This window comes from Halomonas sp. ND22Bw (genome assembly GCF_003011945.1).
Lineage (GTDB): Bacteria > Pseudomonadota > Gammaproteobacteria > Pseudomonadales > Halomonadaceae > Halomonas > Halomonas halophila.
On sequence record NZ_PXWD01001571.1, the window covers coordinates 1 to 244 of the forward strand.

1 pseudogene is annotated in these 244 nt (G+C 64.8%); it reads right to left on the reverse strand.

Going from position 1 to position 244, the window contains the following annotated elements:
• Nucleotides 1–244: pseudogene (locus CVH10_RS23530) on the reverse strand (hypothetical protein); the annotation flags it as partial.

Consider the following 244-nt stretch of genomic DNA (forward strand, 5'->3'; position numbering starts at 1 on the left):
GCTTGATCGCCCCGTAATTCTCGACGTTCGCGGCGATGTCGGCTGACAAGGCGGCCAGGGGCGCGTAGATCGCGGGCTGGTTCAACGCCTTGGAGCGCAGGACCGCATTCGCCGTGTCGTGGAAGCCGTTCACGAACTCGAACGCGAGGGCGATCAGCAGGGCAAGCCCGAGAAGCGCAAAAGCCCCAACCGCCAAGGGCTCCTGGTGTACAGCGTTCATGTCGGCAACGAGGCTGACGACGGC